This is a genomic window from Pseudomonas sp. Pso3, from assembly GCF_055393275.1.
Map to the genome: position 1 here is coordinate 4509445 of NZ_AP043687.1, position 25915 is coordinate 4535359.

Below are 25915 nucleotides of genomic sequence, written 5' to 3' on the forward strand. Positions count from 1 at the left end.
CTCGCCTAGCGCGGACCTCTTGCCCTCAAGCCCCTGCCGCTTCGGTTGGCGCTGACCCCTGGGTCAGCCAGTCGATTGCGGCACCGGGGCCGCGATCCGGCCGTGGGTTCAGCGACGAGCAATCACCCAGACGGCATGGATGATACCCGGAATGTAACCCAGCAGCGTCAGCAGGATGTTCAGCCAGAAGGCGCCGCCGAAGCCGACCTGGAGAAAGACGCCCACGGGCGGCAGGATGATGGCGAAGATGAGGCGGATGAGGTCCATTTCAGGCTCCAGTAGCAGGCAGGCAAGAAGATGCCTCTAAGACTGACAGGGCCTGAATCAGGTTCCGGCAGGCAATAAAAAACCCCGCCGAAGCGGGGTTTCGCAGACTTGACCCAACATCCTTGTCGGGCCGCCAATCCTTGGCCATCTATCCCTGTAAGTCTCTGCCCGACATCCTTGCCGGGGGGCCATCCTGGCCACATTTCCTTGAAGTCATCTGGAGCGCTGGGTACATCCTGTACCGCGATCCGATGGGTGTAGATTACGCAGCTACCCGGGTGTAGGCGATGGCTTATCGCGGCGACGTCATGTAAGCCAAAGCTTACACGACATGGCTTTTCACCTTTTCTGTCAACGGCTTAGAAGGCCTCCTCGGCCAGGGCGTAGAGCGGCTGGGCGCCGCTGCGCACGGCGGCCGCCAGGCTCAGGGTGCGCGGCAGCAGGCGGGCGAAATAGAAGCGTGCGGTGGCCAGCTTGGCTTCGGCGAAGGCCGCGTCCTGCTCCGCCGCGGCAGCCGCGGCCCGTGCCCAGAGATAGGCATAGGCGACATAGCCGAACAGGTGCAGGTAGTCCACCGAGGCGGCGCCGAGTTCATGGGGGTCGCTGGCGCCGGCCTGCAGCAGCCACTCGGTGGCGCCGTCCAGCTGATCCAGGGCCTGGCGCAGGGGCGCGGCGAATTCGTTGTCCGCCGGCAGGCTGGCGAGATAGCCATGGACCTCTTCGCTGAAGGGCCGATAGAGGGCGCCGCGACTGCCGGCCAGCTTGCGGCCGACCAGGTCGAGGGCCTGGATGCCGTTGGTGCCTTCGTAGATCTGAGTGATGCGCACGTCGCGCACCAGCTGCTCCTGGCCCCATTCGCGGATATAGCCGTGGCCGCCAAACACCTGCTGGCCGGCGACGCAGAGTTCCAGGCCGAGATCGGTGAGGAATCCCTTGGCCACCGGGGTGAGCAGCGCCACCAGGGCTTCGGCGCGTTCGCGCTCGGCCGGCTCGGGGCTGTACTTGGCGGTGTCGAGTTGCAGGGCCACATAGCTGGAGAACAGCCGGCCACCTTCGTTCAGGGCCTTCATGGTCAGCAGCATGCGCCGTACATCGGGGTGGACGATGATGGGATCGGCGTTCTTGGCGGCCTGCTGGATGCCGGCCGGAGAACGGCTCTGCAGGCGTTCGCGGGCATAGGCCAGGGCGTTCTGGTAGGAGCGCTCGCTCGAGCCCAGGCCCTGGATGCCGACGCCCAGGCGCTCGTAGTTCATCATGGTGAACATGGCGGCCAGGCCCTTGTTGACCTCGCCCACCAGATAGCCGACCGCGCCATCGAAATTCATCACGCAGGTGGCGGCGCCCTTGATGCCCATCTTGTGTTCCAGGGAGCCACAGGCCACGGCGTTGCGCGCGCCCAGGGCGCCCGCCTCGTCCACCAGGATCTTGGGCACCAGGAACAGCGAGATGCCCCGGGAACCGGCCGGCGCATCGGGCAGCTTGGCCAGCACCAGGTGAATGATGTTCTCGGTGAGGTCGTGCTCGCCGGCGGTGATGAAGATCTTGGTACCGGTGACCCGGTAGCTGCCGTCGGCCTGGGGCTCGGCGCGGGTGCGGATCAGGCCCAGGTCGGTACCGGCATGGGGCTCGGTCAGGCACATGGAGCCGGCCCACTGGCCACTGTAGAGATTGGGCAGGTAGGCCTGCTTCAGGGCTTCGCTGCCATGGGCGTGCAGGGCCAGGCAGGCGCCGGCGCTAAGCATCGGATAGAGACCGAAGGCCAGGCAGCTGGCGTGCATCATTTCCTCGACCTGGGCGGTGAGCACCTTGGGCATGCCCATGCCGCCGTATTCGGGATCCCCACCAACCCCCACCCAGCCGCCTTCGGCAAAGGCCTGGTAGGCCTGGCGGAAGCCCTGGGGCGTGGTCACTTCACCGGCTTGCCAGTGGCAGCCTTCTTCATCGGAATTGCGATTGAGCGGCGCCAGTTCCTGGGCGCACAGCTTGCCGGCTTCTTCGAGGATGGCATCGGCGGTCTCGCCGTCCACCACCTCGGCCAGGGCGGGCCACTGACTCCAGCGGTCCTTGACCTTGAGGACGGCATCCAGCACGAAACGGATATCGCGAAGCGGCGGGGTGTAGTCGGCCATGTCGAGTCTCCTCGGAAGGTGTTCTTGTCGGTATGACCCGAGTGTAAGACCGAACCGGAAGGGAGACATAGGTTCATGATCTGACCCGATGGTCAGCCGATCGGAGGTCTGCTACTGGTGGTTTTTTCGCGGCCGCGAAAAGACGAAAACCCCGCCGGAGCGGGGTTTTCAGTGGAGCGACGACGCCTTAGTAGCCGAGGGCGAAGTCTTCCTCGGCCAGGGCCATCAGGCTGCCGGCGCCGGCCAGCAGCGCCTCGGCATGGGCGCGGGTACGGGGCAGCAGGCGCTCATAGTAGAAGCGCGCGGTGGCCAGCTTGGCCTGGTAGAAGGCGGCCTCCTCGGTACCGGCGGCCAGCTTCTCGGCGGCGACCCGGGCCATGTCGGCCCAGAAGTACGCCAGGCAGCAGTAGCCGGAGTACATCAGGTAGTCGACGGCGGCGGCGCCCACCTCTTCGCGATCCTTCATGGCGGCCATGCCGACCTTGAGGGTGATCTCGCCCCACTCCTTATTCAGCTTGGCCAGCGGCTCGACGAAGGCCTTGAGCTGGGCATTCTCGGCGTTGGCCTGGCAGAACTTGTGCACCACCTTGGTGAAGGCCTTGAGGGATTCACCCTGGGTCATCAGCACCTTGCGACCCAGCAGGTCGATGGCCTGGATGCCGGTGGTGCCCTCGTAGAGCATGGCGATGCGGGCATCGCGCAGATTCTGCTCCATGCCCCACTCGGCGATGTAGCCGTGGCCGCCGTAGATCTGCACGCCGTGGCTCGCCGCCTCGAAACCCACCTCGGTCATGAAGGCCTTGGCGATGGGGGTGAGGAAGGCCAGCTGGGTCTCGACCTGCTGCTTCTGCTCTTCGTCCTGGCTGTACTTGAGGATGTCCACCAGCTTGGCGGTGTAGTAGATCATCGCCCGACTGCCTTCGGCGAAGGCCTTCATGGTCAGCAGCATGCGGCGCACGTCGGGGTGCACGATGATGGGATCGGCGGGCTTCTCGGGCGCCTTGGGACCGGTCAGGGAACGCATCTGCAGACGCTCGCGGGCGTACTTCAGACCGCCCTGGAAGGCCACCTCGGCATGGGCCAGGCCCTGCAGGGCGGTGCCGATGCGGGCGAAGTTCATGAAGGTGAACATGCAGTTCAGACCGCGATTCGGCGGGCCGATCAGGAAGCCGGTGGCGCCGTCGAAGTTCATCACGCAGGTGGCGTTGCCGTGGATGCCCATCTTGTGTTCCAGGGAACCACAGTGCACGGCGTTGCGCTCGCCGGCCGCGCCGCTGGCGTCGGGCAGGCGCTTGGGCACGATGAACAGCGAGATGCCCTTGGTGCCGGCGGGGGCGTCGGGCAGGCGGGCCAGCACGATGTGGACGATGTTCTCGGCCATGTCGTGTTCACCGGCGGAGATGAAGATCTTGGTGCCGGTGATGGCGTAGCTGCCGTCAGCACGCGGCTCAGCCTTGGTGCGCAGCATGCCCAGGTCGGAACCGCAGTGGGGTTCGGTCAGGCACATGGTGCCGGTCCATTCGCCGGTCACCAGCTTTTCCAGGTAGGTGTGCTTCTGCTCGTCGGTGCCGTGCTGCTCCAGGGTGTTCATGGCGCCGTGGGACAGGCCGGGGTACATGCCCCAGGACCAGTTGGCCTGGCCGACCATTTCCGAGAGAGAGATGCCAAGGGACTCGGGCAGGCCCTGGCCACCGTGGGCCGGGTTGTGCGCCAGGCTCGGCCAGCCGCCTTCGACGAACTGGGCATAGGCTTCCTTGAAGCCATCGGGGGTCTTCACCCCGTCTTCGCTCCAGGTGCAGCCCTGCTGGTCGCCGATGCGATTGAGCGGCGCCAGGACCTGCTCGCAGAACTTGGCGCCTTCTTCGAGGATGGCGGAGACCATGTCGGGAGTGGCGTCGCCGCACCCGGGCAGGCTCTGGTAGTGCGCGTCATAGCCCAGGAGTTCGTCGCGGACGAAGCGGATGTCCCGCAGGGGGGCTTTGTAATCGGGCATGACTGTTACCTCTTTGCGAATGCTTGTTGTCGAGGGTGGCGGCGGCGTCGCTGCGGACCTACCGCCAGGGCGTTTAAACAGTCGTTTGAAACTAATGTTCCAGGCCTGGCCTTGTCAAGCGTGGCGAGGACGAGCGGAACGACCGGTCAGTCCGCCATGGCCAGGGCTTCGTCCAGGGCCGCCGCCGTCGCCGGACGTACCAGCCGCGCCAGTTCCTGGCCGTCCTTGAAGACGATCAGCGTGGGCCAGAGCTTGACGCGAAAGGAGCGTCCCAGGCGGCGGCCGGGACCGTCTTCGATCTTGAGATGGCGCACGCCGGGGTAGTCCGCGAGCGCCGTGGCCAGCAGCGGCTGGGCGGCGCGGCAGTGGCCGCACCAGGGTGCGCCGAACTCCAGCAGGGTGACACCCGGCAGGGCGTCGACATCAGCGCGGGCGGGCTCCTTTTCCGCATAGGTGGTCGTCATGGTCATGGCGGGGCTCCTGAAGTCGGTTCCAACGGTGGACAAGTCGCTGGCGGGACTGCTCGGTCACGGGAAAAGGACTAGGGTCGATCCTGCGGTACGCCCCGATGTCATGACAATAAAACAAGGCGCTCCATTTCTGCCTCCGTCTCCGCCCTTTCCCGAGGCCCGCCATGAGCCAGACAGCGACTTCCGTTTCACCCGCCACCCTGCGCAAGGTCATCTCCGCCGCATCCATCGGCAACTTCGTCGAATGGTTCGATTTCGCCCTCTATGGCTTTCTCGCCACCCTGCTCGCGGCGCACTTCTTTCCCAGTGGCGACGCCACCGCCGGCCTGCTCAAGACCTTTGCCGTCTTTGCCGTGGCCTTTGCCTTCCGGCCACTGGGCGGCATCGTCTTCGGCCTGTTGGGCGACCGCATCGGCCGCAAGCGCACCCTGGCCCTGACCATCCTGATCATGGCCGGCGCCACCGCCCTGATCGGCATCCTGCCCAGCTACGCCACCATCGGCATCTGGGCGCCGATCCTGCTGACGCTGATCCGCTGCGCCCAGGGCTTTTCCGCCGGCGGCGAATACGCCGGGGCCTGCGCCTACGTGATGGAGCATTCACCGCGCGATCGCCGCGGGCGCTATGGCAGCTTCGTACCGGTCTCGACCTTTCTCGCCTTTGCCAGCGCGGCCCTGACCGCCTGGGGCCTGGAGCGACTGCTGGGCGCGGCAGCCATGGCCGACTGGGGCTGGCGCATCCCCTTCCTGGCCGCCGCGCCGCTAGGTCTGATCGGTCTCTATCTGCGGCTGAAGCTGGACGAGACCCCGGCCTTCCAGGCGCTGGAAGCAGACCATGAGGTCAGCCATTCGCCGCTGGGCGAGACACTCAGACTGCAGGGTCGCTCGATCCTGCGCCTGGGCGCCTTCATCTCGCTGACGGCGCTGTCCTTCTATATGTTCACCACCTACTTCTCCACCTACCTGCAACTGGCCGGCGGCTTCGACCGGGCCGCGGCCCTGGCCATCAGCCTGATCACCCTGTTCGCGGCAGCGGCGGCCTGTCCGGTGCTGGGACGCGTCACCGACCGCATCGGTCGACGCATGACCACGGTGCTGGCCAGCCTGGTGCTGGCGGTAGGCGTATATCCGGCGCTGCTGCTGGCCAGCAGCGGCCAGTTCGGCAGCGCCCTGCTGGGCTCGCTGCTGCTGGGCGCCGGGGCGGTGCTGTGCAACGTGGTGACCGCGCCGCTGCTCAGCGAGGTCTTCCCCACCCGCACGCGCTACACCGCCGGGGCCATCACCTACAACCTGGCCTACACCATCTTCGGCGGCACCGCGCCGCTGATGGCGACCTGGCTGATCGGCGCCACCGGCAGCAATCTCTCGCCGGCGCTCTACCTGATCATGATCGCCCTGCTCGGTCTGATCGGCGGCCTGAGTCTGCCCGAGACTTCGCGCATCGATCTGGACGAGGTCAGCGAAGGCGGTGAAACGGCCTATCGCGCGGTGCGCGGCTAGACCGCTCGTCCCTTGACCGGCACTTCCTCCGGGTCCATCTGCCGATAGGCAAAAGGCCCGGAGTTTCGCCATGCCCGCCGCTCACGATCTGCAACGCTTCCTCGACGCCCAGGCCGACACCTATGCCACCGCCCTGGCGGAGATCCGCGCCGGGCGCAAGCGCAGCCACTGGATGTGGTTCATCTTTCCGCAGATCCAGGGGCTGGGCCGCAGCGAGACGGCGCAGCGCTACGCCATCGCCTCCCGCGACGAGGCCAGTGCCTACCTGGCGCATCCGCTGCTGGGACCGCGCCTGCGGGAGATCACCGCCGCCGCGCTGGAGCATCCGCAGCTGTCGGCCACGGCGCTGTTCGGCCAGCCGGACGATCTCAAATTCCATTCCTGCCTGACCCTCTTCGCCGCCGTGGCCGAAGACCCCGAACCCTTTCGCCAGGCGCTGAAGACCTTTTTCGCCGGCCAGCCGGACGAAGCCACCCTGACGCGACTCTGCTAGCGCCAGAGCTCGGGTAGCGCCCCTTCCCGTCCGGTCACCGGATCAGTCAGTGGCACAGGCACCTGGGCGATCAGTTCGACTGAACGGGCATGGGCGGCCGGATCGGCGCGCTGGGTGATGAAGTCCTGCCGATCGGGCGGATAGGCGCCCACCACCAGGAAGTCCGCGCTGGATTCCAGGTTGCGGTGCCCGGTCCCCGCCGGCAGCACCACCACGTCGCCCGCGGTCACCTCCACATCCTGCCCCTGCTCGCCACCCAGCCGCAGCCGCGCCTGGCCGCGCGCCACGCCAAGGACTTCATGGGCATTGGGGTGATAGTGATGATAATCGTAGACGCCATAGCGCCATTGCGGCGGCCAGGCGTTGTCGGCGAACAGCCGCTCCAGGGCGGCGGCGCGGTCGGAGCCGGCCAGGGGAACCTGGCGATAGAGCAATACGGGCAGGCGACTGTTGGGGATGACGCCATCGTCGGCGAAATGCAGTTGTTCGGGCTGACCGGCACCCACCGGCGCGGCCAGGGCCAGGGCGGCGGGCGCCAGGCCCAGCACCAGGGAAAGGACGGACAGAGACGGACGATGCGGCATGCGGGACTCCCTCGGGGCTTTGCCAATGGAGGCCCGCCTGGTGCCCGGGTTCAGCGCCCGCGACGAGGGGTCAGGCCAGCCATTCCCGCAGCAGCGCCGAGGTGCGCTCCGGCAGTTCCAGCGGCGGCAGGTGACCGCAGTCGTCCAGCACCACCAGACGCGAGTCCTGGATGCCGGCGTGCATCAGCTCGGCTTCGGCCGGCGGGGTCAGCTGGTCCTGGGCGCCCACCACGATCAGGGTCGGGATGCGGATCCCTGCCAGGGTCGGGCGTGAGTCGGGGCGGTCGATGATCGACTGCTGTTGGCGCAGGAAGGCCTCCTTGCCCACCGCCTTGCCCATGGCCAGCACGGTATCGGCCACCGGCGTGCCCAGGCGCGAGGCGTGGATCAGCCGCGGCAAGAGTTGCGGACTGATACCGAGGAAACGCCCGCGCTCGGCCAGTTCGAGCATGGCGCGGCGCTGCGCGGCGCGCTCCGGGGCATCCGGGCTGGCCATGGTGTCGAACAGCGCCAGCCGCGCTACCCGTTCCGGCGCCTGGCGCAGGATCTCGAAGGCCACGTAGCCACCCATGGACAGGGCGCCCAGGGCGAAGCGCGGCGGCGCCTCGGCCAGCACCCGGCGCGCCAGGGCAGGGATGCCCAGGTCGCGGGTGAGGTCGGGAATGAGCACCGGACAGACGTCGGCCAGGTCGGCGGCCTGAGCGGCCCAGAGACGGCTGTCGCAGAGCAGGCCGGGAAGCAGGATCAGCGGAAGGGTATCGGTAGCGGTCATCACTAAGGACTTGAGAGACACTGCGGAAAACGCGCAGTGTAGCGCGGATCACCAGCGAACCCCGTGGGCTTCGCGGGTTCCAAGGGACATTGCCAAGGATCCGGAAACATCCATGCGTACTGAAGGCTTCTTCGACTGGCTCGGCGCCGCGCTCGGCCAGGTCATCCGTTTCATCATCGATCTGTTCGGCTCGGTGCTCGGCGGCCTCGCCGACGCCGTGCACGACTTTCTCCATGGCATGGCCCGCTCCATCGGCATGGACGACTCCTATATCAGCTTCGTGGTCCTGGCCATCGGCCTGCTGCTGCTCTACGCCGCGGTACGCGCCTTCATGGCGCGCTCGGTGGTGGGCGGCGTCATCTGGCTGATTCTCGGCCTGATGGTGATGAGCTGGCTGATCCGCGGCTGACTGGTCGCCAGGCGGATCGCCTGGCACAGTAGGGCTCTCGCTCGGCACGGACGCCGTCATGACCCCACCCCTTTCCCAGGCCTTGAAGCGCCACTGGCAACGCCTGCGGCCCGGGACCAGCTGCGTTCTCTGCGCCGCCTGGCTGCCGGCCGGACTGCCCCTGTGCGAAGGCTGCGACAGCGAATTGCCCTGGCTCGGCCCCCATTGCCAGGGCTGCGCCCTGCCGCTGCCGGTGGACGGCCTGTTCTGCGGCGGCTGCCTGGCCAAGCCGCCGGCCTTCGACCAGGTGCTGGCGCCCTGGCGCTATGCCTTTCCGGTCGACACCCTGATCAACAGATTCAAGCACCGCGATCACGGCAGTCTCGGCCGTCTGGCCGGGGCGCTGCTGGCGCGGCATCTGCAGCACCTGTTCGACGAAGGCCAGCCGCGCCCGGAGTGCCTGCTGCCCGTTCCTCTCTCGCCCCTGCGCCTGCGCCAGCGCGGCTTCAACCAGGCCGCGCTGCTGGCCGGCTGGCTCGGCAAGTCCTTGAAGGTGCCGGTGGATGGCGGACTGTTGCAGCGGGTGCAGGAGCAGCACAGCCAGCAGGGCCTGAGCGCCAGCGAGCGGCGGCGCAATCTCCGGCAGGCCTTCGCCCTGGTGCAGGACGCCGGGTTGGAGGGTCGCCATCTGGCCTTGGTGGACGACGTCCTCACTACCGGCGCCACCGCCGACAGCCTGGCGCGCCTGCTCAAGCGCGCGGGCGCCCGGCGGGTGGATGTCTATTGCCTGGCGCGGACGCCGCCACCCGGCGAGTAGCGCTGTCACCAAACCGTCATTTAGTCTGACTAGCCTCGCCTGCACACCGTGAGGGAGCCATCAGCATGCACAACGACCAGACCGATCTCGAACGCCTCGTCCAACTGAGCCGCCGGCGCTTCATCGGTGCCGGCGCCCTGGCCGGTGCCGCCCTGTTCCTGGGCGGCGGCCTGCTCGGTCGCAGCGCCCTGGCCGACGCCGTCGGCGAAGCCTCGGGCAATCCACTGATCGGCTTCGCCAACATCCCCGCCTCCACCGCCGACACCCTGGTGGTGCCGCCCGGCTATCGCGCCAGCGTGCTCATCAGCTGGGGTCAGCCGCTGCACGCCGACGGTCCGGCCTTCCGCCCCGATGGCAGCCCGAGCGCCGCCGACCAGGCCGTGCAATTCGGCGACAACAATGACGGCATGGCCTTCTACCCCTTTACGGACGATCCGGATCGGGCGCTGATGGCGATCAACAACGAATACACCAACTACCGCTATCTGCTCAGCCACGGCACGCCGCCCAAGTCCCTGGAAGACACCCGCAAGGCCCAGGCCGCCGAGGGCGTCTCGGTGATCGAGGTGAAGCGCGTGGACGGCCAGTGGCATTTCGTCCAGGGCTCGCCCTACAACCGCCGCGTGCATGGCAACACGCCCATCGCCGTCAGCGGTCCGGCTGCCGGCCATGACCTGCTCAAGACCGCCGCCGACCCGGCCGGACGCGAGGTGCTGGGCACCTTCCAGAATTGCTCCAGCGGCGCCACCCCCTGGCACACCTATCTGACCTGCGAAGAGAACTTCACCGACGTCTTCGGCAGTCGCGATGCCAACCTGAAGTTCGACGCCGCCCAGAAGCGCTACAGCGTCAAGCACGCCAGCGTGGAGAACGACTGGCACCTGCACGACGATCGCTTCGACCTGGCGCAGAATCCCAACGAACTCAATCGTCACGGCTGGATCACCGAAATCGATCCCTTCGATCCCCAGGCCAAGCCGGTCAAGCGCACCGCCCTGGGGCGCTTCAAGCACGAGAACGCCGCCCTCGCCCGCACCCGCGATGGCCGCGTGGTGGTCTACATGGGCGACGACGAACGTGGCGAATTCATCTACAAGTTCGTCAGCCGCGAGCCCCTGCAGGACGATCCCAAGGCCAATCGCGATCTGCTCGACCACGGTACCCTCTATGTCGCCCGGTTCGACGAGGGCGATCGTGATCCCAACCGCCCCAAGGGTCGCGGCCAGTGGCTGCCGCTGGTGCATGGCGAGAACGGCCTGACCGCCGCCAACGGCTTCGCCAGCCAGGCCGAGGTGCTCATCCACGCCCGCCAGGCCGGCACCCAGGTCGGCGCCACGCGCATGGACAGACCCGAGTGGATCGCCGTCAGCCCCAAGGACGGCCAGGTCTATTGCACCCTGACCAACAACACCAAGCGCGGCGAGGACGGCATGTCGGTGGGCGGCCCCAATCCCCGCGCCAACAACCTCTACGGCCAGATCGTGCGTTGGCGCGAGAGCGGCGACGATGCCGCGGCCCTGAGCTTCGACTGGGATCTGTTCGTCATCGCCGGCAATCCCAAGGTGCACCCGGGCAAGCCGGAAGCGGGCTCCCAGCAGATCAACGCCGAGAACATGTTCAACAGCCCCGATGGCCTGGGCTTCGACGCCGCCGGCCGGCTGTGGGTGCTCACCGACGGCAAGTACAGCAACAAGGGTGACTACGAGGGCATGGGCAACAACCAGATGCTCTGCGCCGATCCGCGCAGCGGCGAGATGCGCCGCTTCCTGGTCGGTCCGGTCGGCTGCGAGGTCACCGGCCTGGCCTTTTCGCCGGACTACAAGACGATGTTCGTCGGCATCCAGCACCCGGGCGAGGAAGGGGGCTCGACCTTTCCCGAGGCCCAGCCGAACGGCCAGCCACGCTCTTCGGTAATGGTCATCAGCCGCGAAGACGGTGGTGTGATCGGCGCCTGACCGGCGAGCGGATAGCGCTCGAGCCTTCGCCATGGGGCTCGGGCATGCGCTAGCATCTCCCGGATGCAGGGTGGCAATCGCCATCGTCCCCCGTGACCGAGGAGCGCGCCATGTCTCATCCGTTCGAAAATCTGAGTCCCGACCTCGTCATCGACGCCATCGAAAGCCTGGGCTATCTCAGCGATGCCCGGGTACTGGCCCTCAACAGCTACGAGAACCGCGTTTATCAGATCGGCATCGAAGGCGAGACCCCGCTGATCGCCAAGTTCTATCGCCCGGATCGCTGGACCGACGCGGCCATTCTGGAAGAGCACGCCTTTTCTGCCGAACTGGAAGAGCGCGAGGTGCCGGTGGTCGCGCCCCTGCAGCGCGACGGCCAGACGCTGTTCAATCATGCCGGCTTTCGCTTCGCGCTCTTTCCCCGCCGCGGCGGCCGGGCGCCGGAGCCGGGTGATCTCAATCAGCTGCATCGACTCGGCCAGCTGCTGGGTCGCCTGCACGCGGTGGGCGCCAGCCGCCCCTTCCAGCACCGCGAGACGCTGGACGTCCAGGGCTATGGCCATGCCTCGCTGGACACGCTGCTGACCGGCAACTTCATTCCCCAGAGCCTGCTGCCAGCCTATGAATCAGTGGCGCGCGACCTGCTGCAGCGTCTCGACGAACTCTTCGAAAGCGTCAGCTACGACGTCATCCGCCTGCACGGCGACTGCCATCCGGGCAACCTGCTCTGCCGCGATGACGCCTACCATATCGTCGACCTCGACGACTGCCGCCACGGTCCGGCCATGCAGGATCTCTGGATGCTGCTGGCCGGCGATCGCCAGGAGCGGCTGACGCAGCTGTCCGAGCTGATGGACGGCTACGAGGAATTCCACGACTTCCAGCCGCGCGAACTGGCCCTGATCGAGGGGCTGCGCACCCTGCGGCTGATGCACTACAGCGCCTGGCTGGCACGTCGCTGGGACGATCCGGCCTTTCCCAAGAGCTTTCCCTGGTTCGGCAGCGAACGCTACTGGGGCGACCAGATCCTCACCCTGCGCGAACAACGCGCCGCCCTGGACGAGGCGCCATTGCGGCTGTTCTAGGCTTGCTGCGACGCAGTGGAAAAGGCTGCGCCGTTTTCCACGCTACAGGCCCGGATACCCCTCTCCCTCTGGGAGAGGGCTGGGGTGAGGGTAAGCCGTGCGATGAACTCTTCAGTGGAAAAGGCTGCGTCGTTTTCCACGCTACGGGCCCGGATACCCCCTCTTCCTCCGGGAGAGGGCTGGGGTGAGGGTAAGCCGTGCGATGAACTCTTCAGTGGAAAAGGCTGCGCCGTTTTCCACGCTACAGGCCCGGATACCCCCTCTCCCTCCGGGAGAGGACTGGGGTGAGGGTAAGCCGTGCGATGAACTCTTCAGTGGAAAAGGCTGCGTCGTTTTCCACGCTACAGGCGCGGATACCCCCTCTCCCTCCGGGAGAGGGTTGGGGTGAGGGTAGGACCCGCGATGAACTCTTCAGTGGAAAAGGCTGCGTCGTTTTCCACGCTACGGGCTCGGATACCCCCTCTCCCTCTGGGAGAGGGCGGGGGTGAGGGTAGGCCCGAGATGAACTTTTCAGTGGAAAAGGCTGCGCCGTTTTCCACGCTATGGCCTCGGATACCACCTCTTCCTCCGGGAGAGGGCTGGGGTGAGGGTAAGCCGTGCGATGAACTCTTCAGTGGAAAAGGCTACGCCGTTTTCCACGCTACGGGCTCGGATACCCCCTCTCCCTCTGGGAGAGGGCGGGGGTGAGGGTAGGACCCGCGATGAGCTCTTCAGTGGAAAAGACCGTGCCGTTTTCCACGCTACAGCACTGATCGCGGCCATGGGCCGCTCCTACGGTTACATCAAACCTGTTGGAGCGGCCGCATCGGCGGGCCGCCATGGCCGCGATAGCGCAGTGGCGCAGCAGGCAAACGCTTGCTGTCGTCACTCCCACATCACACCGCCCCTTAGGCTATCCTGCCCGGACAAGAACGTTGCCTGCCTAAGGACCTCTCATGTCTGCCTTGCGCCAGGGTTATGCCCTGGGCCTCACCGCCTATGGGCTATGGGGCTTGTTTCCGCTGTTCTTCAAGCTGCTGGCGGCCCTGCCGGCGACCGAAATCCTGTTCCAGCGCATCCTCTGGTCCGCCCTGTTCAGCGCCTTGCTGCTGCTGGTCTGGCGCCATCGCGGCTGGTGGGCGGAGTTGCGCGCCCACCCGCGACGGCTGCTCTGGCTGGCGCTGTCCGGCGCCCTGGTGGCCTGCAACTGGCTGGTCTACATCTGGGCGGTCAACAACGCCCATGTGGTCGAGGCCAGCCTGGGCTACTACATCAATCCGCTGGTCAACATCCTGCTCGCCCTGGTGATCCTCGGTGAACGCCTGCGGCCGCTGCAGTGGATCGCCGTGGGCCTGGCGGTGCTCGGCGTCGCCCAGCAACTGTGGACCCTGGGGCAACTGCCTTGGGTCTCCCTGGCGCTGGCGCTGACTTTCGCCTTCTATGGCCTGGTGCGGCGGCAGACGCCGGTAGCCGCGCTGCCGGGCATGGTGGTGGAGAGCTGGATGCTGGTGCCGATCGCCCTGGTCGCGCTGCCGCTGCTGACCCCGGGGGTGAGTCTGCAGGCGGAGACCTGGCAATCCTCGCTAGGCCTGCTGATCGTGCTGGCCGGGCCGGTCACCCTGATCCCGTTGCTGTGCTTCAATGCCGCGGCGCGCAAGCTGCCCTATTCGACCCTGGGCTTCCTGCAGTACCTGGCGCCGACCCTGGTGCTGATCCAGGCGGTCTGGCTCTACGACGAACCCTTCCCCCGCGAGCGGCTGTTCGCCTTCATCTGCATCTGGACGGGCCTTGCCGTGTTCAGCTTCGATCTCTGGCGCGCCAGTCGCAAGCTGAAGGCCGGATAGCAGAACGCCCCTCTCAAGGGGCGTTCGTCACCGCTGCGGCGCCGATCAGGCTTCGCCGGCGGTCTGCATGCGCGCCAGTTCCTGGGCGTAGAGGGCGTCGAAGTTCACCGGCTGCAGCATCAGCGCGGGGAAGGAGCCACGCACCACCATGTTGTCCAGCGCTTCACGGGCGTAGGGGAACAGGATGTTGGGGCAGAAGGCGCCCAGGGCATGGGCCATGGAGGCGGCGTCCAGGCCCTTGATCAGGAAGATGCCACCCTGCTGCACTTCAGCGATGAAGGCGGTCTCTTCGTTGTTCTTGACGGTCACGGTCAGGGTCAGCACCACTTCGTGGAAGTCGTCGCCCAGGGTCTTCTGGCGGGTGGCCAGGTCCAGGTTGACGTTGGGCTGCCAGTCCTGACGGAAGATCTCGGGGCTCTTGGGCGCTTCGAAGGACAGGTCGCGGATGTAGATGCGTTGCAGTGAGAACTGAGCGCCGTCTTCCTGGGCGCCATTGGCTTGGTCGGTCATGGTAGGGCCTTGAGTGATGAGTGTTGGTCAGGCGGACAGCAGCGGATCGAGACGTCCGCTTCGGTCTAGGGCATAGAGATCGTCGCAACCGCCGACGTGGGTGCTGCCGACCCAGATCTGCGGCACGCTGGTGCGACCGGCCTTGCGGGCCATCTCGCTGCGCAGCGCCGGCTGGCCGTCGACGGAGACTTCCCGGTAGGCCACGTTCTTGCGATCGAGCAGGTGCTTGGCACGATGGCAATAGGGACACCAGGCACTGGTATAGATGACGACGTCAGACATGCGCGGTCTCCAGTGGCCGATGAGGCGGCCACGCTAGGGGTTCACTTCACCAGGGGCAGATTCTCTGCACGCCAGGTGGCGATGCCGCCGTTCAGCCGAGCGGCGGTGAAGCCGGCCTTCTGCAGATCGCCGCACACGGCGCCGGCCTGCTGGCCGGCGCTGTCCACCACGATCAGGGTCTTGGCCTTGTGCTTCTCCAGTAGAGACAGGCTGCTGGCGACTTTCTCCTGGGCGATGTTCAACGCGCCGACGATATGCCCGGCGGCGAAGTCCTTGCTCGGGCGGATGTCGAGCACCACGCCCTCTTCGCGATTGACCAGATTGGTGAGTTCGCCAGTGGACAGGCTGCGCCCGCCCCGACGGGTCTCGTTGAACAGCATCAGGGCGACGATGGCGAGGAAGGCGGCGACGAGCAGCGGATGATGGGTGGCGAATTCGACCACCCGACCGAGAAATTCCATAATGAAAGAACTATCCAAGGAGGGCTAAAAATGCTGGCCAGTATACACAGCCCCCCGATGGCGCCATACCCTCGCCGCCCCCGGGTTATCCGCAGGTAACCAGCTCATCCCGAACTGCCTCCTTGGCGGCTTCCGTCGCTCTGCCTAGGCTTGGCTTCCCTTCATTTCCGAGGAATCCAGCCATGACCTCCATCGCCCTGCTCGGCGCCACCGGTAACGTCGGCAGTCGCTTGCTCGATGAAGCCCTCTCCCGTGGCCACCGGGTCACCGCCCTGGTGCGGGAACCCGCGCGCCTGGCGTCCCGTGCCGACCTGAACGTGGTTGCCGGAGACGTCAAGGATCCGCAGGCGGCCAAGGCGCTGTCCGGCCATGACGTGCTGGTCAGCAGCCTGAGATTCGCCGACATCGCACCGGATACGCTGATCGACTTCGCCAGAGCCACTGGCATCCCGCGCCTGCTGATCGTTGGCGGCGCCGCCAGCCTGAAGCTGCCGGACGGCTCGCGACTGTTCGATGCGCCGGCCTTTCCCGCGGAATACCGCAGCGAAGCCGGGGCCGGTATCGCTACCCTGGACGCCCTGCGCGGGGTCAGCGACCTCGACTGGGTCTTCGTCAGTCCGCAGATGGTCTTCGCCCCGGGCACCCGCACGGGCCGCTTCCGCCTGGGCGACGATACCCTGCTGTTCGATGCGGCCGGGGACAGCCACATCTCCTACGAAGACTTCGCCGTGGCCCTGCTCGACGAGGTCGAACGTCCCGTTCATCACCGTACCCGCTTCACCGTCGGCTACTGAAACGGAAATGCCCCCTCGTTCGCAGCCTGGCCGCCTGGTCGGGCCGTGAACGCTGAACGGCGTGCCTTGCCGTTTTTTTTGCCGGATGTGACGGGCATACTAGGCGCTTCGCCCTAGAAACGTACGACCTCGCATGCGCCGTGTTCTCGCCCTTCTCCTGCTTGCCAGCGTTCTCGCTCCCGCCCTGGCCGACGATCGCGCCGATACCCAGCGGCAGATCGAGCAGACCCGCCGGGAAATCCAGGAGATGCAGAAGGTCCTCAAGCAGGTGCAGGCCGAGAAGTCCGGCGTGCAGAAGCAGCTGCAGGGCACCGAGACCCAGATGGGCGAGCTGGAAAAGCAGGTGGACTCGCTGCAGAAGCAGCTGGAGAACGGCGAAAAAAAGCTGCAAGAGCTGGACGGGCGCAAGAAGAAGCTCGACCAGTCTCGCGCTGAGCAACAACAGCTGATCGCCGTGCAGGTGCGGGCCGCCTACCAGAGCGGACGCCAGGAATACCTCAAGCTGCTGCTCAACCAGGAGCATCCGGAAAAGGTCAGCCGCACCCTCACCTACTACAACTACCTGAATCGCACCCGGCTGGATCAGCTCGCCACCTTCAACGACACCCTGCGCGAGATCCGCGAGGTGGAACAGGGCATCCAGCAGGAGCAGAGCGACCTGGTCGCCCGTCGCGAAGACCTGGAAAAGCGTCAGGCGGAGCTGGCCGAGGTACGCAAGGAGCGCCAGGCGGCGCTGGCCAAGATCAACGCGGACTACCGCGACAAGAGTCGCGAGATCGAGAACCGCGAGCAGGATCAGGCCGCGCTGAACAAGGTGCTCAAGACCATCGAGGAAACCCTCGCGCGCCAGGCCCGCGAAGCGGAGGAAGCCCGTCAGCGGCAACTGGCCGAAGCCCGCGCCGCCGAAGCACGGGAAGCGGCACTGCGCCAGGCGCAAAGCGAGCCGAAAGCCCCGCGCCCCTCGAACGCCCCGGAACTGGCGGTGTCTAGTGCAGCACCTGCCTATGGCGGCGCCTTCGCCAATGCCCGCGGCAAGCTGCCCTGGCCGGTCGATGGCCGTCTGGTGGCGCGTTTCGGCAGTGCCCGCGGCGACGACCCCCGCGCGAAATGGGACGGTGTCCTGATCGCAGCCGGAGCCGGTACCCGGGTCAAGGCGGTGCACGATGGCCGGGTGGTCTTCGCCGACTGGCTAAGAGGCGCCGGCCAACTGGTTATCATCGATCATGGGAATGGCTATCTCAGCCTGTACGGACATAATCAGAGCCTGCTCAAGTCTGCGGGTGACGTGGTCAAGGCCGGGGATGCCATCGCGACCGTCGGCGCCAGCGGCGGTCAGGAAGCCTCCGCCTTGTACTTCGCCATCCGCCAACAGGGCCGCCCGACGGACCCGGTCATCTGGTGCCGTGCTCAGGGATAGTGCGACACACCTCGGTTTAGGAGCTGCACATGCCGCATCGCTTTCGTCCCACCGTCCTGGTCCTCGCCCTGCTGTTCAGCGGCGTCGGAGTCGTCCAGGCGCAATCGTCGCAGAGCACGCCGGCTGCGGTGACGCCGGTCGCACCGGGCGCCGCGCCCGCGGCCCCGGCCAGTGCTCCGCTGCCGCTGGACGAGCTGCGCACCTTCGCCGAGGTGTTCGACCGCATCAAGGCCGCCTATGTGGAGCCGGTGTCGGACAAGGTCCTGCTGGAGAACGCCATCAAGGGCATGCTCAGCAACCTGGATCCGCATTCCGCCTATCTGGAACCCAAGGACTTCGCCGAACTGCAGGAAACCACCAGCGGTGAATTCGGCGGCCTGGGCCTGGAAGTCGGCCAGGAGAACGGCTTCATCAAGGTGGTCTCGCCCATCGACGACACCCCGGCGGCCAAGGCGCGCCTGCAACCGGGCGACCTGATCGTCAAGATCGACGGCCAGCCCACCAAGGGCCAGGCCATCAACGAAGCCGTCGACAAGATGCGCGGCAAGCCGGGCAGCCCCATCGTACTGACCATCGTCCGCGGTGGCGGCCAGCCGTTCGACGTCAAGCTGGCGCGGGCGGTGATCAAGGTCAACAGCGTCAAGAGCCAGCTGCTCGAATCCGGCTACGGCCTGCTGCGCATCTCGCAGTTCCAGGTCAATACCGGCGAAGAGACGGTCAAGGCGCTCGGCAAGCTGCGTCAGGAGAACAAGGGCAAGCTCAAGGGCCTGATCCTCGACCTGAGAAACAACCCGGGCGGGGTCCTGCAGTCGGCGGTCGAGGTGGCCGATGCCTTCATGACCCACGGTCTGATCGTCTACACCAAGGGCCGCCTGCCCAACTCCGAGCTGCGCTTCTCGGCCGATGCCGCCGATCCCAGCGAGAAGGTGCCACTGGTGGTGCTGATCAATGGCGGCAGCGCCTCGGCCGCGGAAATCGTCGCCGGTGCCCTGCAGGATTCCAAGCGCGGCATCCTCATGGGCACCGACAGCTTCGGCAAGGGTTCGGTGCAGACGGTGCTGCCGCTCAACAACGACCGCGCGCTCAAGCTCACCACGGCGCTCTACTACACGCCGAGCGGGCGCTCCATCCAGGCCCAGGGCATCACCCCGGACATCGCCGTGGCGCCGGCCAAGGTCACCCCGCAGAGCGGCGGCGACGAATACTTCCGCGAAGCCGATCTGGCCGGTCACCTGGGCAATGGCAATGGCGGCGCCGATCGGCCCACCGGCAGCAAGGCGCCCAACCAGAGTCCGCGGCCGCAGGATGACGACTTCCAGCTCTCCCAGGCGCTGTCGCTGCTCAAGGGACTCAACGTCACCCATACCCCGTGAGGGCGGGACGCTGGCTACTGGCCGGGGCGCTCGCCCTGGTCGGTACCCTCGCCCAGGCCGCCACCGCGCAGCTGACCATCGTCATCGACGACCTCGGGCAGAATCCGGCGCGGGACCGGCAGGTCCTGGCCCTGCCCGCGCCGGTGGTCCTGGCGATCATCCCCGAGACCCGCTACGCCGCCGAACTGGCCACCGCGGCCCACCGCGCCGGACGCACCGTGCTGCTGCACCTGCCCATGGACCCGGCCGGCGGTCCCTATGCCTGGCATCCGGAGATGTCCTCGGCCGAGCGCCTGCAACGCCTGGACCGGGCGCTGGAACGGGTACCCGAGGCGGATGGGGTGAACAATCATGAAGGTAGTCGCATGACCGCGGACCGCCCCGCCATGGCCGAGTTGATGCAGGTCCTGCAGGAGCGTCACCTGCTGTTTCTCGACAGCCGCACCAGCGCGGCCACCGTGGCCGCGGCGGAAGCCCAGAAGATCGGCCTGGCCAGCGTCTCGCGCGATGTCTTTCTCGACAACGACGCCACCCCGGCGGCGGTGGCGGCCCAGCTGGCCGAAGGCGTGCGCCTGGCCCAGCGCCAGGGCAGCGCGGTGCTGATCGGCCATCCGCACCCGGCGACCCTGGCGGTGCTGGCCCAGCAGTTGCCGCTGCTCAAGGCTCAGGGCGTGGAGGTCATCGACCTGCCGCAGATGATCGCCCTGCGGGCCAACCAGGCCATGCCCGGGCACGGCCGCGCCGGTCGCTATCGCTAGCGAGCGGCCTCCAGGCGTCAGAGGTAGTTGTTGGTGATGCTGTCGATCACTCCTTCCTTGCGCATCTGCTCCAGCGCCGCCCTGAGGCGTATCACCACCTCGTCAGGGGTGTCCTTGTTCAACGCCAGATACTGATCCACCTCGTTGAAGCGCAGCAGCGTCTGCAAGCCGGTCACCCCCTGCTGCTTGGCGAGATAGCGGCCGACAGGATCGGCGGTAGCCCAGATGTCGATCTGGCCTTTCACCAGTTTGTCGACGTTCTCCTGATCGCGCAGGGCGTCGATGACCGGAATGCCCTGGGCGGTCAGCGTCTTGCTGATCACATCGTTGCGATAGGTACCGATGCGATAGCGGGCGGCGTCCTTGAGCGTCTTGACGTCCAGCTTGCTGCCAGGCAGCGCCTGCAGGGTCCAGCTCGAGCGGCCGAAAGGGCCCACCCATTTGAACTGATCCTTGCGCGCCTCGGTGTAGGCCACGGAGAAGAGGCCGTAGTTGGGCGTCTCCTGGGTCAGCCGATAGATGCGGTCCCAGGGGAAGCGCAGCGAAAGGCTGTACTTGATGCCGGCCCGCTTGAACATCTCGCGGACGATATCGGTGGCGATACCGTCAATGGCGTCATCGCGGGCGAAGTTCTTGTCATCGACCGACATGTTGAAGGGAGGATAATTCTCGGTCAGGAGCACGACCTGGTAGTAATCCGGCAACTCGGCCCGGGCCTGGGTCAGACCCAGGGTGCAACCCAACACCACACCTGCAAGACGCAACCACAGCTTTTGCATTGCAACTCCCTGGCGACGCACGGCCGCATTTCCGAGGTTTCGTCGAATATCCCTTTACAACATTCAGTGCTCACTGCCGCTGGCTGCGCCGCGGTCGTCAGTCTTGCGTCGATCCCGGTCTAGCCGCCTGGCCGATCTGGAATTCCTTGCGTCCACGCCCACCGCCAGGCGGCGCACTAGAGATAGTTGTTGGTGATGCTATCGACCAGACCTTCCTGGCGCATGGCATCCAGCGCCTGCTGCAGGCGGGTCACCACCTCGTCGGGGGTGTCCTTGTTCAAGGCCAGGTAGAGGTCGGATTCCTGGAAGCTGAGCAGGGTCTGCAGATTGCTGACGCCCTGCTGCTTGGCCAGGTAGCGGGCGACCACGTCGGTGGTGGCCCAGACGTCGATCTCGCCCTTCTGCAACTTGGCGATGTTCTCCTGATCACGCAGGGCATCGATGGGAACGATGCCCTTCTCCTGGATCATCAGGCTCACCGCGGAATTCTTGTAGGCACCGACGCGCAGCCGGGCCGCCGTGGCCAGGTCCGGCACCTTGAGGGTGCTGCCGGACAGCGCCATGAACACCTTGCGGGTCTTGCCCAGCGGCCCGACCCACTTGAACAGCGGCAGCCTCGACTCGGTGCGCGACACGGAGAACAGCGCGTAGTTGGGGCTCTCCAGGGTCAGGTTGTAGATGCGATCCCAGGGAAAGCGCAGCGAGAGGTTGTAGTCGATCCCGGCGCGCTTGAACATTTCGCGCACCAGATCGGCGCTGATGCCGTCGATGGCATCGTCACGCGCGAAGTTCTTGTCGTCCACCGCCATGTTGAAGGGCGGGAAGTTCTCGGTCAGCAGCACCACGCGATAGCCCGCTGGCAATTCCGCCCGGGCCGTCCCCAGGCCCAGGGTGCAACTCAACAGTACGGCGGCGATGGCCAACCAGGACTTGCGCATAGCTCTCTCCTCAGGCGACCGTCCGCGCCGATCGCTCGGCCCGCCGGGATCACAGATAACGATTGAAGATGGTCTGAACCGCGCCGCTCTGGCGCATCTCGTCGAGGGCCTTTTGCAGCTTCTGTACCACCTCGTCGGGGGTCTGCTTGTTCAGCGCCAGGAACAGCTCGCCGCTGTTGAAGCGCAGCAGCATCTTGAGTCCGGTCACGTCTTCCTGGCGGGCCAGGTAGCGGCCGGCGGGATCGCCGGTGGCCCAGACATCGATCTGTCCCTTGACCAGGCGCTGCACGTTTTCCTGATCGCGCAGCGCGAGATCAGGCTGGAAGCCCTGCTGGGCGAGACTCTCGGCGATGGCGTCGCCCTTGTAGGCGCCGATCTTGAGCTGCTGCTTGCGGACGTCGTCCAGGCTGCGCAGCTGCAGGTGGCTGTCGGCGCGCCCGAGCAGCACCCAGTCGTCCGGGCCGATGGGACCGACCCACTTGAACAGCCCCTCGCGCTCGGGCAGCCGCGCGGTGACGAAGACCCCGTGGTCGGGCTGATCCAGGGCCATGCCGTAGATCCGCTCCCAGGGAAATCTCAGGGTGAGGTTGTAAGAGATGCCGGCGCGCTGGCACATCTCGCGGACCATGTCGACGGCGATGCCCTTGAGCTCGCCCTCGCGGGCGAAGTTCTTGCCATCCACGGAGAAGTTGTAGGGCGGGAAGTTTTCCGTCAGCAGCGTCAGCTGATAACCCGCCGGTAGCTCCGCCCTGACCGCAGTCGTCGATACCAGCAGCAAACCGGCCAAGCAGGCCCAGATTCCCTTGCGCACGCCCCTCTCCCTGCCGGCACCGCCGGTGCTTAAGATTTTGTGGAGCGTATCACAATCCCTTTTTCGGCCAGGTACCGTTTAGCCTCGGGAATGGTGCATTCGCCGAAATGGAAGATGCTCGCCGCCAGCACCGCAGAGGCCTTGCCTTCGAGGATGCCGTCGGCCAGGTGCTGCAGATTGCCGACGCCGCCGGAGGCGATCACTGGGATGCCCACCGCCTCGCTGACGGCGCGGGTCACGCCCAGGTCGAAGCCGTTCTTCATGCCGTCCTGGTCCATGCTGGTGAGCAGGATCTCGCCGGCGCCCAGGCCTTCCATCTTCTGCGCCCAGGCCACGGCGTCGAGGCCGGTGGGCTTGCGTCCGCCATGGGTGAAGATCTCCCAGCGCGGCGTCTCGCCCGGGCCGCTGACGCGCTTGGCATCGATGGCGACCACGATGCACTGGGAGCCGAAGCGCGCCGCGGCTTCACCGACGAATTCCGGGGTGAAGACCGCCGCGGTGTTGATGGAGACCTTGTCGGCCCCGGCATTGAGCAGGTTGCGGATGTCCTGCACGGTGCGCACGCCGCCGCCCACGGTCAGCGGGATGAACACCTGACTGGCCATGCGCTCCACGGTGTGCAGGGTGGTATCACGACCCTGGTGGCTGGCGGTGATGTCGAGAAAGGTGATCTCGTCGGCGCCCTGCTCGTTGTAGCGGCGGGCGATCTCCACCGGATCACCGGCATCGCGGATGTTCTCGAACTTGACGCCCTTGACCACGCGGCCATTGTCCACGTCCAGGCAGGGGATGATGCGTTTCGCCAGCGCCATGTTGCTCTCCAGAAAACGAAGTCAGGTACGTTGCAAGGTGGCGTGCTCCGCCAGCTCAGCCTCGATGAATGCGGCGATCATTGCCCGATAGACCTGCTCGACCACCACAGGCGATGCGCCTGCCTCGGCAGCCAGCGCCTTGACCTTGGCGATGACCTGCTCGACGCGTTGTGGCGCACGCACGGCGTCATCGTCCTTCTTGAAGCGCGCGGCCTGGCTGACATAGGCGCCACGGGCCGCCAGCAGCTGAACGATCTGCTGATCGAGATCGTCGATCGCCGTGCGGACCTCATCGAGCGAAGAGCATTCGATCACCGCCGCGCCCTCAGACCTTGAAGTTGTCGCACAGCGCCTGGGCCTCGGCGACGTCGAGGGTGCCCTCGTAGATCGCACGGCCGGTGATGGCGCCGATGATGCCCGGGCTGCGGGCGTCGAGCAGGTTCTGGATGTCACCCAGGTTGTGGATGCCGCCGGAGGCGATCACCGGGATGCTGGTGGCTTCGGCCAGGGCGCGGGTGGCCGGCACGTTGCAGCCCTGCATCATGCCGTCGCGGGCGATATCGGTGTAGACGATGGCGCTGACGCCGTCGGCTTCGAAGCGGCGGGCCAGGTCGGTGACCTGCAATTCGCTGACCTCGGCCCAGCCGTCGGTGGCGACGAAGCCGTCCTTGGCGTCCAGGCCGACGATGACCTTGCCGGGGAAGGCGCGGCAGGCTTCAGCGACGAATTCCGGCTGCTTGACCGCCTTGGTGCCGATGATCACGTAGCTGACGCCGGCGCGGACATAGTGCTCGATGGTCTCCAGCGAGCGGATGCCGCCGCCGATCTGGATCGGCAGGCCGGGATAGCGCCTGGCGATGGCGGTCACCACCTCGCCATTGACCGGCTGGCCTTCGAAGGCGCCGTTGAGATCCACCAGGTGCAGCCGGCGGCAGCCACCGTCGACCCACTGGGCGGCCATGGCCACGGGATCGTCGGAGAACACGGTGGAATCTTCCATGCGCCCCTGGCGCAGGCGGACGCAGGCACCGTCCTTGAGGTCGATGGCGGGGATGATCAGCATGGCAATACCTTGGCTCGGGGTGAGGGCGATCTAGGGCTTTTCCAGCGCCCAGATGTCGCTTTCCAGGCTGTCGACACGCTCCCTGAGCAGGGTCTGCACGTCGGCAACCGCCTTGTTGTAGTACAGCGGCCCGCACTCGCGGGCGAAGAAATCCAGCAGTTCCTCGACTTCGAACCGCCCCAGGCGGACCTCGAAGCGGTCGTCCAGCAGGGTCTGCAAGGCCGTGACCAGGCGCTGGCTCTGCTCGGGATCGAGCGTCACCAGCGGCGCGGGCGGCTTGCGCGCCATTACCAGCGGCCGTCCCAGGCGAGGAAGTTGGCATAGAGCTGCAGGCCGCAGTCGGCGCTCTTCTCGGGGTGGAACTGGGTGGCGAAGCGCGAGCCGTCGGCCAGCGCCGCGGCGAAATCCAGGCCATAGTGGCCGCGACCGACCACCTGGCGCGGATTACCGGCCTCGACATAGAAGCTGTGCACGAAATAGAAGCGGGCGCGATCGGGGATGCCGTGCCAGAGCGGATGGTCGAGCACATGGCTGACCTCGTTCCAGCCCATGTGCGGCACCTTGAGGGTCTCGCCCTCTTCCTGCATGCCGCCCGGGAAACGCCGTACGGCGCCGGGGAACAGGCCGATGCAATCCACGCCGCCGTTCTCTTCGCTGCGCTGCATCAGCGCCTGCATGCCGACGCAGACGCCGAGGAAGGGACGGTCCTGGCTGACTTCGCGGACCAGCTCATCGATGCCCTGGCGGCGGATCTCGGCCATGCAGTCGCGGATGGCGCCGACGCCGGGCAGGACGATGCGGTCCGCCTCGCGGATCACCGCGGGATCGCCGGTCACCAGTACCTGGTGGCTACCGGCATGCTCCAGGGCCTTGGCCACGGAGTGCAGGTTGCCCATGCCATAGTCGATGACGGCTACCGTCTGCATCACAGGCACCCCTTGGTGGAGGGCATGACGCCGGCCATGCGCGGGTCTTCGGCAAGGGCCATGCGCAGGGCGCGGCCAAAGGCCTTGAACACCGTCTCGATCTGGTGGTGGCTGTTGACGCCGCGCAGGTTGTCGACATGCAGGGTCACCTGGGCGTGATTGGTGAAGCCCTGGAAGAATTCGAGGAACAGGTCGACGTCCATGCGACCCACGGTGGCGCGGGTGAAGGGCACGTTCCAGTGCAGCCCGGGCCGGCCGGAAAAGTCGATGACCACCCGCGACAGGGCTTCGTCCAGGGGCACATAGGCATGGCCATAGCGCTGGATGCCCTTCTTGTCGCCGACCGCCTTGGCGAAGGCCTGGCCGAGGGTGATGCCGATGTCTTCCACCGTGTGGTGGTCGTCGATGTGCAGGTCGCCGCGGCAGTGGATATCGAGGTCGATCAGCCCGTGGCGGGCGATCTGGTCGAGCATGTGCTCGAGGAAGGGGACCCCGGTGTCGAAGCGCGCTGCGCCCGTGCCGTCCAGATCCAGGGATACCTTGACCTGGGTCTCCAGGGTGTTGCGCTCGACGGTTGCCTTGCGTTCGGCCATAGCCTGCTCCGCGAAAATCGGTGGGCGAAAGGGCCGATATTATAGGGGCGCGGGGGCTGGATCGAAAGCGCGGCGGGACGAGGCGTCCCACCGCGAGGGGCGCCCGCCTGGGGACGCCCCGTT

General features: G+C 66.6%; 29 protein-coding genes. 11 read left to right on the forward strand and 18 right to left on the reverse strand.

Annotated features, from left to right (window positions below):
- Window positions 1–108 precede the first annotated feature (108 nt).
- From ACZ5R1_RS21150 to ACZ5R1_RS21165, 4 genes are all read right to left on the reverse strand, one after another.
- Window positions 109–267, reverse strand: a complete 159-nt coding sequence (locus tag ACZ5R1_RS21150; RefSeq protein WP_007159763.1) for a YqaE/Pmp3 family membrane protein — start codon at window positions 265–267, stop codon at window positions 109–111.
- 359 nt (window positions 268–626) lie between these two features.
- A complete protein-coding gene (locus ACZ5R1_RS21155; protein WP_267397808.1) occupies window positions 627–2396 on the reverse strand; it encodes an acyl-CoA dehydrogenase C-terminal domain-containing protein in 1770 nt (589 codons plus the stop codon).
- A 187-nt stretch (window positions 2397–2583) separates the two neighbouring features.
- A complete protein-coding gene (locus ACZ5R1_RS21160; protein ID WP_027600706.1) occupies window positions 2584–4389 on the reverse strand; it encodes a phenylacyl-CoA dehydrogenase in 1806 nt (601 codons plus the stop codon).
- Between the two features lie 146 nt (window positions 4390–4535).
- Window positions 4536–4859, reverse strand: coding sequence for a thioredoxin family protein (locus ACZ5R1_RS21165; protein ID WP_108581602.1), 324 nt, complete (start codon window positions 4857–4859; stop codon window positions 4536–4538).
- A gap of 164 nt (window positions 4860–5023) precedes the next feature.
- Here ACZ5R1_RS21165 and ACZ5R1_RS21170 point away from each other — a divergent pair, with 164 nt between their 5' ends.
- On the forward strand, window positions 5024–6358 hold the full coding sequence (locus ACZ5R1_RS21170; RefSeq protein ID WP_464712669.1) for an MFS transporter: 1335 nt from the start codon (window positions 5024–5026) through the stop codon (window positions 6356–6358).
- Between the two features lie 70 nt (window positions 6359–6428).
- Entirely contained in the window at window positions 6429–6851 is a 423-nt protein-coding gene (locus ACZ5R1_RS21175; RefSeq protein ID WP_027600703.1) for a DUF1810 domain-containing protein, read from the forward strand.
- On the opposite strand, the gene ACZ5R1_RS21180 is transcribed toward ACZ5R1_RS21175, so the two are convergent.
- Together ACZ5R1_RS21180 and ACZ5R1_RS21185 are read right to left on the reverse strand one after the other, a co-directional pair.
- Window positions 6848–7435, reverse strand: a complete 588-nt coding sequence (locus ACZ5R1_RS21180; protein ID WP_081347950.1) for a cupin domain-containing protein — start codon at window positions 7433–7435, stop codon at window positions 6848–6850. The genes ACZ5R1_RS21175 and ACZ5R1_RS21180 overlap by 4 nt on opposite strands.
- Window positions 7436–7505: 70 nt before the next feature.
- Window positions 7506–8207: an alpha/beta fold hydrolase gene (locus tag ACZ5R1_RS21185; RefSeq protein ID WP_027600701.1), complete on the reverse strand. Its 702-nt coding sequence runs from the start codon at window positions 8205–8207 to the stop codon at window positions 7506–7508.
- A gap of 112 nt (window positions 8208–8319) precedes the next feature.
- Here ACZ5R1_RS21185 and ACZ5R1_RS21190 point away from each other — a divergent pair, with 112 nt between their 5' ends.
- The 5 genes from ACZ5R1_RS21190 to rarD all read left to right on the forward strand — a co-directional run bounded on the left by ACZ5R1_RS21190 (window position 8320) and on the right by rarD (window position 14275).
- Entirely contained in the window at window positions 8320–8616 is a 297-nt protein-coding gene (locus ACZ5R1_RS21190) for a hypothetical protein (RefSeq protein WP_007159771.1), read from the forward strand.
- Between the two features lie 58 nt (window positions 8617–8674).
- The gene (locus tag ACZ5R1_RS21195) at window positions 8675–9412 is read left to right on the forward strand and encodes a ComF family protein (RefSeq protein ID WP_186304696.1); all 738 of its coding nucleotides are present in this window, start codon (window positions 8675–8677) and stop codon (window positions 9410–9412) included.
- 65 nt (window positions 9413–9477) lie between these two features.
- On the forward strand, window positions 9478–11367 hold the full coding sequence (locus ACZ5R1_RS21200; protein WP_464712670.1) for a PhoX family protein: 1890 nt from the start codon (window positions 9478–9480) through the stop codon (window positions 11365–11367).
- 110 nt (window positions 11368–11477) lie between these two features.
- A complete protein-coding gene (locus ACZ5R1_RS21205; protein ID WP_007159773.1) occupies window positions 11478–12452 on the forward strand; it encodes a serine/threonine protein kinase in 975 nt (324 codons plus the stop codon).
- Window positions 12453–13387: 935 nt separating this feature from the next.
- On the forward strand, window positions 13388–14275 hold the full coding sequence (rarD, locus tag ACZ5R1_RS21210; protein ID WP_042134534.1) for an EamA family transporter RarD: 888 nt from the start codon (window positions 13388–13390) through the stop codon (window positions 14273–14275).
- Between the two features lie 45 nt (window positions 14276–14320).
- On the opposite strand, the gene secB is transcribed toward rarD, so the two are convergent.
- Genes secB through ACZ5R1_RS21225 form a run of 3 tightly spaced genes read right to left on the reverse strand, consistent with a single transcriptional unit; the run spans window position 14321 to window position 15528 of the window.
- Window positions 14321–14785 carry a protein-export chaperone SecB gene (gene secB, locus ACZ5R1_RS21215; protein WP_007159775.1) on the reverse strand — a complete coding sequence of 155 codons (465 nt, stop codon included), beginning with the start codon at window positions 14783–14785 and terminating at the stop codon, window positions 14321–14323.
- 27 nt (window positions 14786–14812) lie between these two features.
- The gene (grxC, locus tag ACZ5R1_RS21220) at window positions 14813–15067 is read right to left on the reverse strand and encodes a glutaredoxin 3 (RefSeq protein ID WP_007159776.1); all 255 of its coding nucleotides are present in this window, start codon (window positions 15065–15067) and stop codon (window positions 14813–14815) included.
- Window positions 15068–15108: 41 nt separating this feature from the next.
- Window positions 15109–15528: a rhodanese-like domain-containing protein gene (locus ACZ5R1_RS21225; protein WP_007159777.1), complete on the reverse strand. Its 420-nt coding sequence runs from the start codon at window positions 15526–15528 to the stop codon at window positions 15109–15111.
- A gap of 182 nt (window positions 15529–15710) precedes the next feature.
- On the opposite strand from ACZ5R1_RS21225, the gene ACZ5R1_RS21230 reads away from it, so the two are divergent.
- From ACZ5R1_RS21230 to ACZ5R1_RS21245, 4 genes are all read left to right on the forward strand, one after another.
- The gene (locus ACZ5R1_RS21230) at window positions 15711–16322 is read left to right on the forward strand and encodes an NAD(P)-dependent oxidoreductase (protein ID WP_027597488.1); all 612 of its coding nucleotides are present in this window, start codon (window positions 15711–15713) and stop codon (window positions 16320–16322) included.
- A gap of 133 nt (window positions 16323–16455) precedes the next feature.
- Entirely contained in the window at window positions 16456–17739 is a 1284-nt protein-coding gene (locus ACZ5R1_RS21235) for a murein hydrolase activator EnvC family protein (RefSeq protein ID WP_464712671.1), read from the forward strand.
- Window positions 17740–17768: 29 nt separating this feature from the next.
- Window positions 17769–19112: a S41 family peptidase gene (locus ACZ5R1_RS21240; protein ID WP_027600695.1), complete on the forward strand. Its 1344-nt coding sequence runs from the start codon at window positions 17769–17771 to the stop codon at window positions 19110–19112.
- Window positions 19109–19870, forward strand: a complete 762-nt coding sequence (locus ACZ5R1_RS21245; RefSeq protein WP_074584156.1) for a divergent polysaccharide deacetylase family protein — start codon at window positions 19109–19111, stop codon at window positions 19868–19870. Before ACZ5R1_RS21240 ends, ACZ5R1_RS21245 begins: the two co-directional genes overlap by 4 nt.
- Before the next feature lie 17 nt (window positions 19871–19887).
- Here ACZ5R1_RS21245 and ACZ5R1_RS21250 read toward each other — a convergent pair whose 3' ends face one another.
- The 9 genes from ACZ5R1_RS21250 to hisB all read right to left on the reverse strand — a co-directional run bounded on the left by ACZ5R1_RS21250 (window position 19888) and on the right by hisB (window position 25792).
- On the reverse strand, window positions 19888–20649 hold the full coding sequence (locus ACZ5R1_RS21250) for a substrate-binding periplasmic protein (protein ID WP_027597484.1): 762 nt from the start codon (window positions 20647–20649) through the stop codon (window positions 19888–19890).
- Between the two features lie 176 nt (window positions 20650–20825).
- Window positions 20826–21587: a substrate-binding periplasmic protein gene (locus ACZ5R1_RS21255; RefSeq protein WP_027597483.1), complete on the reverse strand. Its 762-nt coding sequence runs from the start codon at window positions 21585–21587 to the stop codon at window positions 20826–20828.
- 49 nt (window positions 21588–21636) lie between these two features.
- On the reverse strand, window positions 21637–22398 hold the full coding sequence (locus ACZ5R1_RS21260) for a substrate-binding periplasmic protein (RefSeq protein ID WP_027600694.1): 762 nt from the start codon (window positions 22396–22398) through the stop codon (window positions 21637–21639).
- 29 nt (window positions 22399–22427) lie between these two features.
- A complete protein-coding gene (gene hisF, locus ACZ5R1_RS21265) occupies window positions 22428–23210 on the reverse strand; it encodes an imidazole glycerol phosphate synthase subunit HisF (protein WP_007159785.1) in 783 nt (260 codons plus the stop codon).
- Window positions 23211–23231: 21 nt separating this feature from the next.
- On the reverse strand, window positions 23232–23525 hold the full coding sequence (locus ACZ5R1_RS21270; RefSeq protein WP_074584157.1) for a chorismate mutase: 294 nt from the start codon (window positions 23523–23525) through the stop codon (window positions 23232–23234).
- A 10-nt stretch (window positions 23526–23535) separates the two neighbouring features.
- On the reverse strand, window positions 23536–24273 hold the full coding sequence (gene hisA / locus ACZ5R1_RS21275; RefSeq protein WP_007159787.1) for a 1-(5-phosphoribosyl)-5-[(5-phosphoribosylamino)methylideneamino]imidazole-4-carboxamide isomerase: 738 nt from the start codon (window positions 24271–24273) through the stop codon (window positions 23536–23538).
- Between the two features lie 30 nt (window positions 24274–24303).
- The gene (locus ACZ5R1_RS21280; RefSeq protein WP_027600693.1) at window positions 24304–24561 is read right to left on the reverse strand and encodes a DUF2164 domain-containing protein; all 258 of its coding nucleotides are present in this window, start codon (window positions 24559–24561) and stop codon (window positions 24304–24306) included.
- The gene (hisH, locus tag ACZ5R1_RS21285; protein ID WP_007159789.1) at window positions 24561–25199 is read right to left on the reverse strand and encodes an imidazole glycerol phosphate synthase subunit HisH; all 639 of its coding nucleotides are present in this window, start codon (window positions 25197–25199) and stop codon (window positions 24561–24563) included. The genes ACZ5R1_RS21280 and hisH overlap by 1 nt, the downstream gene beginning before the upstream one ends.
- On the reverse strand, window positions 25199–25792 hold the full coding sequence (gene hisB, locus ACZ5R1_RS21290) for an imidazoleglycerol-phosphate dehydratase HisB (RefSeq protein ID WP_007159790.1): 594 nt from the start codon (window positions 25790–25792) through the stop codon (window positions 25199–25201). The genes hisH and hisB overlap by 1 nt, the downstream gene beginning before the upstream one ends.
- Window positions 25793–25915: the final 123 nt, after the last annotated feature.